At 68.6% G+C, this 5,341-nt stretch carries 5 protein-coding genes; 1 reads left to right on the forward strand and 4 read right to left on the reverse strand.

Going from position 1 to position 5,341, the window contains the following annotated elements; genetic code table 11:
* On the forward strand, window positions 1–911 hold a 911-nt coding region (locus VF794_RS27065; RefSeq protein WP_331115281.1), incomplete at its 5' end, for a hypothetical protein.
* Here VF794_RS27065 and VF794_RS27070 read toward each other — a convergent pair.
* The 4 genes from VF794_RS27070 to hslV form a co-directional block, all read right to left on the reverse strand.
* Window positions 908–1,771, reverse strand: a complete 864-nt coding sequence (locus tag VF794_RS27070; protein ID WP_331115283.1) for a hypothetical protein — start codon at window positions 1,769–1,771, stop codon at window positions 908–910. The genes VF794_RS27065 and VF794_RS27070 overlap by 4 nt on opposite strands.
* Window positions 1,772–1,998: 227 nt before the next feature.
* Window positions 1,999–3,237 carry an aspartate aminotransferase family protein gene (locus VF794_RS27075; RefSeq protein ID WP_414640962.1) on the reverse strand — a complete coding sequence of 413 codons (1,239 nt, stop codon included), beginning with the start codon at window positions 3,235–3,237 and terminating at the stop codon, window positions 1,999–2,001.
* Between the two features lie 36 nt (window positions 3,238–3,273).
* Window positions 3,274–4,671 carry an ATP-dependent protease ATPase subunit HslU gene (gene hslU, locus VF794_RS27080; RefSeq protein WP_331115287.1) on the reverse strand — a complete coding sequence of 466 codons (1,398 nt, stop codon included), beginning with the start codon at window positions 4,669–4,671 and terminating at the stop codon, window positions 3,274–3,276.
* 12 nt (window positions 4,672–4,683) lie between these two features.
* Window positions 4,684–5,211: an ATP-dependent protease subunit HslV gene (hslV, locus tag VF794_RS27085; RefSeq protein ID WP_331115288.1), complete on the reverse strand. Its 528-nt coding sequence runs from the start codon at window positions 5,209–5,211 to the stop codon at window positions 4,684–4,686.
* Window positions 5,212–5,341 lie beyond the last annotated feature (130 nt).

Consider the following 5,341-nt stretch of genomic DNA (forward strand, 5'->3'; position numbering starts at 1 on the left):
CCCTGCTCGGCACGACGGGCTGCATGTTGGATACGAATTCCAACGACCCGGACCCGTGCGATCCCAACCCCTGCACCCAGAGCGGCAAGACCACCTGCGCCAGCGAGAACGGCAAGGCGGTCTGCCTCTGCGCTCCGGGCACCGTGCCGCGACCCAGCGGCGTGTGCGAGACCGTCAGCGCCGCCAACTGCGCCGAGCACCCCGGCGACACCTCCGAGCCGGATGACTGCCTCTCCCGCGCCGCCGCCCTCACCGCGGACGGCAGGCAGCGCCAGCAGAGCATCGACCCCATCGGCGACTACGACTTCTTCAAGCTGGATGGCCTCGCGCGCGAGCTCTACTCCGTCACCGTGGAGCCCGGGGGCTCGCTCATGCCCCGCGTGGACGTGTTCGATCAGCAGGGGGTGTGGCAGGGCTCCCAGGACGGCCGGCCCAAGGCCCAGCTCATCTTCAAGGCCCGCGCCACCGCGCCCTACTACGTGCGCATGAGCCACTCGCCGTACGATGCGTCCGCCGCCACCGGCCCCTACGCCCTCACCTTGAGCTCGCTGGGCCAGGATGACTACGGCGACAACTCCACCGAGGCCACCTCCCTCACCCCCACCATCGTGGACTCCAGCGGCAGCACGGTGCCCTACCGCAACGGCAACATCCAGTACTCCGAGGACGAGGACTGGATCGCCATCGCCGCGACCCAGGGCACCACCTACCGGATCGAGTTCGAGCCCAACCGACTCATCCCCGCGGTGGCCGCCTTCACCCGCGAGGACACGAAGCAGCCGTTCCTCACCATCCGCAACTCGTGGGTGGAACTCAAGGCGGCCACCACCACCACGCTCTACGTCGACTTCTACTCGCCCACCGGAGCCGAGACAGGAGCCTTCGGCTTCCGGGTGTTGAGCTTCCGTTAGCGCAGCGTGATGACGTCCTGGTCCAGCAACTGGGCCAGGACGCGCAGCGTGTCCAGCCGGGACATGCCGGACACGGAGAAGAGGGCCTCGCAGCTCATCCTCCCGTCCAGCCGCGACAGCACGAAGCCCGCGCGCGGATCCAGCCGCAGTTGCATCAGCTCCTTGGGCGACAGCCGCACCGCGGGCACCCGCTTCAGGTCACCCAGCTTCTCCTCCAGCGAGGCCTGCTGCGCGCGCGCGCAACGCTCGCGGGCCGCCGCCACCCTGGGATCACCCGGAGCCTGCTCCTCGGCCTTGCCCAGCAGCGCGAGCGCGCTCGAGGCGTCTCCCAGCGAGAGCAGCTCCTCCACTCCTTGCAGCAGGGTGGAGAGGTCCTTGACGGGCGCCACCTGGGCCACCGTCACGGGCGCCTGCCCCAGCAGGGGCACGGGCGTGAGCGCACGCACGGCCACGGCCGCCCGAGCGGGCGCGGGAGCCGGAGCGGGCTCCGGCTCCTCGGAGAGGAAGTCCAGCACGTCGGCGGTGATGCCCGGACCGGCGACGCTCGGGGCCGCCACCGCCTGCTCCTGCTCATCCAGCAGGATGATGCTCACCTCGGGCTCGGGCTGAGGCGCGGGCACGGCCATCACGGGCCGAACGGGAGCCGGCGCACTGGCGCGAGCGGTCGCGAGCTTCGCGAGCCACTCCTTCGCCCGGCGGTTGGCGGGGTCATGTGACAGGGCACGCATGAACAGCCGACGGGCACCGGCGTCATCACCACCCAGGCGCAGCCACAGGCCGGCCTCGATGAGCTGGTTGGCCCGGAGGACGTCATGACTTGGGCCCGGGTCGATCCCAATGGCGGCTTGCGACGCGATCATCGGACCTCCAGAACAGAGCCCTTTCGGGGGAACTCAGGAAAGCGCATCAACTTGCGCAAATCGTAAGTCCGGCATCCGGTCGCGTCAAACACCTTCGATGGATTTTTTCAGAGCGGAAACAACCGTTCTCCCTTGAATCATCTTCTCGGATTTCGAGGATTGGAGAACACTTGCCCCCGAGGGGCACTCCCGGAAAGTGAGAGTGCACCCCAGGGCAGCGCGTGCGTTCAGGACTTCAGCGCGCGCTCGACGATGCGCAGGCCCTGGTCGAGCTCGTCATGGGTGACGAAGTAGGACGGGGCGAAGCGGACCGTCTTCTCGCCGGCGGCGTTGACGAGCAGGCCGTACTCGCGGCACCGGGCGATGACGGGCGCGGCGTCCTGGAAGAGTTCCAGGCCGAGCAGCATGCCGCGACCGCGGGCCTCCTTGATGAGGGTGGGCAGGCGGCTCTGGATCTCCCGGGCGCGGGTGAGGAAGTACTCGCCCTTCTGCGTCACCTCGCGCAGGAGCTTGGGCTCGGTGACCTTGCGGACGACGACGTTGGCGGCGACGGCGGCGATCAGGTTGCCACCGAAGGTGGAGCCGTGGGTGCCCGGCACGAGGCTCTTGCCGGCCGCGTCGGTGCACAGCATGGCGCCAATGGGCATGCCATTGCCGAGCGACTTCGCCAGGCTGATGGCGTCCGGGAGGATGTCCTCGTGCTGGTAGGCGAAGACCTTGCCGGTGCGGCCCATGCCGGTCTGGATCTCATCGACGAGCAGCAGCAGCCCGTGCTCGTCGCACAGGGCGCGCAGGGCCTTGAGGAAGCCCGGAGGCGCCTGACGCACGCCGCCCTCGCCCTGGATGGGCTCCACGAGGATGGCCGCGGTGTTCGGGCCCACGGCCTTGCGCACCGCCTCCAGGTCCCCGTAGGGCACGTGGGTGAAGCCCGCGGGCAGGGGCTCGAAGCCCTGCTGGTACTTCGTCTGACCGGTGGCGGTGACGGTGGCCAGCGTGCGCCCGTGGAAGGAGTTGTGGAAGGTGATGACCTCGTAGCGGTCGGGGTTGCCGCGATCCTTCTGGACCTTGCGGGCCAGCTTGATGAGGGCCTCGTTGGCCTCCGCGCCCGAGTTGCAGAAGAAGGCGCGCTGGAGCCCCGAGGCGGTGGTGAGCCGGGCGGCCAGCTCGATCTGCGGCTCCGAGTAGAAGACGTTGGAGATGTGCCACAGCTTCTCGAGCTGGGCCTTCACCGCGACGACCACCTCCGGGTGGCAGTGGCCGAGTCCGCACGTGGCGATGCCGCCCAGCAGGTCCAGGTACTCGCGACCGTCCGCATCCCAGACGCGCGAGCCCAGCCCACGCTCGATGACGATGGGTTGCTGCTTGTAGTTCTGGAGCAGGTGGGCCTTGGCCTTCTCGATCCACTGCTCGTTCTTGCCGGTGGAGGGAGCGGACTGGGCAACGGTTTCGGTCTTCGCGGTGGTCATGTTCGTGGTCTGAGTCACGGAAGCTCCCTCGGCGGGTTAGAGGATGTAGCGCGAGAGATCCTCGTCCTGGACAACGGAGGCGAGGCGCTCTCGCACGTAGGCGGCGTCTATCTGCAGGTCCCGGGCACCCTGCTCACTGGCACTGAATGATACCTCGTCCAGCAAGCGCTCCAGTACCGTGTGGAGCCTGCGGGCACCGATATTCTCGGTGCGCTCGTTGACGGCCTGCGCAATGCGGGCGATCTCCGAGATGGCGTCATCGGAAAACTTCAACTGCACGCCTTCCGTGGACAGCAACGCGGTGTACTGGCGGATGAGCGAGTTGCGCGGCTCGCGGAGGATTCGCACCAGATCCTCGCCGCTGAGCGGCTCCAGCTCCACGCGGATGGGGAAGCGGCCCTGGAGCTCGGGGATGAGGTCGCTCGGCTTGGAGACGTGGAAGGCGCCCGCGGCGATGAAGAGCATGTGGTCCGTCTTCACCTGGCCGTACTTGGTGTTGACGGTGGAGCCCTCGACGATGGGGAGGATGTCGCGCTGGACGCCCTCGCGGGACACGTCCGGGCCTCCCCCCTTCCCGCCTCCCTCGCGGCTGGCGATCTTGTCGATCTCGTCGATGAAGATGATGCCGCCGGTCTCGGCGCGGACGAGCGCCTCGCGGTTGACGCGGTCCGTGTCCACCAGCCGGGTGGACTCCTCCTGCTCCAGCAGCTTCAGGGCCTCGGGGGCACGCACCTTGCGCTTCCGCGTACGGCTCATGCCGGGCATGTTCTTGAAGAGATCCTGCAGGTTGACGCCGATCTCCTCCATGCCCTGGCCGGAGAAGTTGCGCAGGAAGGTGGGGGAGCCTCCCTCGGAGGTCTCCAGCTCCACCTCCTGGTCATCGAGCGTGCCGGCGCGCAGCTGGGCGCGGAGCTTCTCGCGCTCGAGGTCCCCGAGCCGGGGCGCGGAAGGCGGAGCGGAGGGCGCCATGAAGCCCATGCCCCCCGTGGGGCGCGAGGGGCTCTGGCCACTGAGGAGCTGGGCCAGCCGGTCCTCGGCGACCTCGAGCGCGCGGGCGCGCACCCGCTCCAGCTCCTCGTCGCGCACGAGCGCGATGGAGGCCTCGACCAGATCGCGCACCATGGACTCGACGTCGCGGCCCACGTAACCGACCTCGGTGAACTTGGAGGCCTCCACCTTGACGAAGGGGGCCTGGGCGAGCTTCGCCAGCCGCCGGGCGATCTCCGTCTTCCCCACGCCGGTGGGGCCGATCATGATGATGTTCTTGGGGTGGATCTCATCGCGCAGGTCCTCGGGGACCTGCTGGCGGCGCCAGCGGTTGCGCAGGGCGATGGCCACGGCGCGCTTGGCGGCGTTCTGCCCGACGATGTAGCGGTCCAGCTCGCCGACGACCTCGCGCGGAGTGAAGGCGGGGATCTTGCGTGCGTTGCTCACGGTGAAGCCCCCTCAGAGCTCTTCGATGGAGATGTTGGTGTTGGTGTAGATGCAGATGTCCGCGGCGATCTGCATGGCGTGGGTGGCCACGTCGCGGGCGGGCAGTTGCGTGTGCGTCATGAGGGCACGGGCGGCGGCGAGCGCGTAGGAGCCTCCGCTGCCCACGGCGGCGATGCCGTAGTCGGGCTCGATGACGTCGCCGGCGCCGGAGAGGATGAAGGTCTTCTCGCGGTCGGCGACGATGAGCAGGGCCTCCAGCCGGCGGAGGAAGCGATCGGTGCGCCAGTCCTTCCCGAGCTCCACACAGGCGCGGGCGAGGTTCTTCTGGTGCTCCTTGAGACGGGCCTCGAAGCGCTCGAAGAGGGTGAAGGCGTCGGCGGTGCTGCCCGCGAAGCCGGCGAGGACGGAGCCGTCACCGATGCGGCGCACCTTCTTCGCGGTGTTCTTCATGATGGTCTTGTCGAGACTGACCTGACCATCGCCCGCGATGACGACCCTGCCCTCCCGGCGTACGCAGAGAATGGTGGTGCCGTGGAACATGCCTGGGGGTTTAACAAGGGGACGCGGGGGTTTCCATGATTCCCCGAGCGCCTGTTGTCCCGCTTACCCTCTCCGTTCAGGAGCAGGTGCACCCGTGCGTCACACCGGTACCCTCCGCGGTACCCCAGGC

The sequence above is a fragment of the Archangium sp. genome (genome assembly GCF_036389735.1).
Classification (GTDB): Bacteria; Myxococcota; Myxococcia; order Myxococcales; family Myxococcaceae; genus Archangium.

What these genes read in the sequence shown, in the direction of transcription:
- VF794_RS27070 (WP_331115283.1), bottom strand. Translation starts at nt 1,771, where the DNA reads ATGATCGCGTCGCAAGCCGCCATTGGGATCGACCCGGGCCCAAGTCAT.
- hslV (WP_331115288.1), bottom strand. Translation starts at nt 5,211, where the DNA reads ATGTTCCACGGCACCACCATTCTCTGCGTACGCCGGGAGGGCAGGGTC.
- VF794_RS27075 (WP_414640962.1), bottom strand. Translation starts at nt 3,237, where the DNA reads ATGACCACCGCGAAGACCGAAACCGTTGCCCAGTCCGCTCCCTCCACC.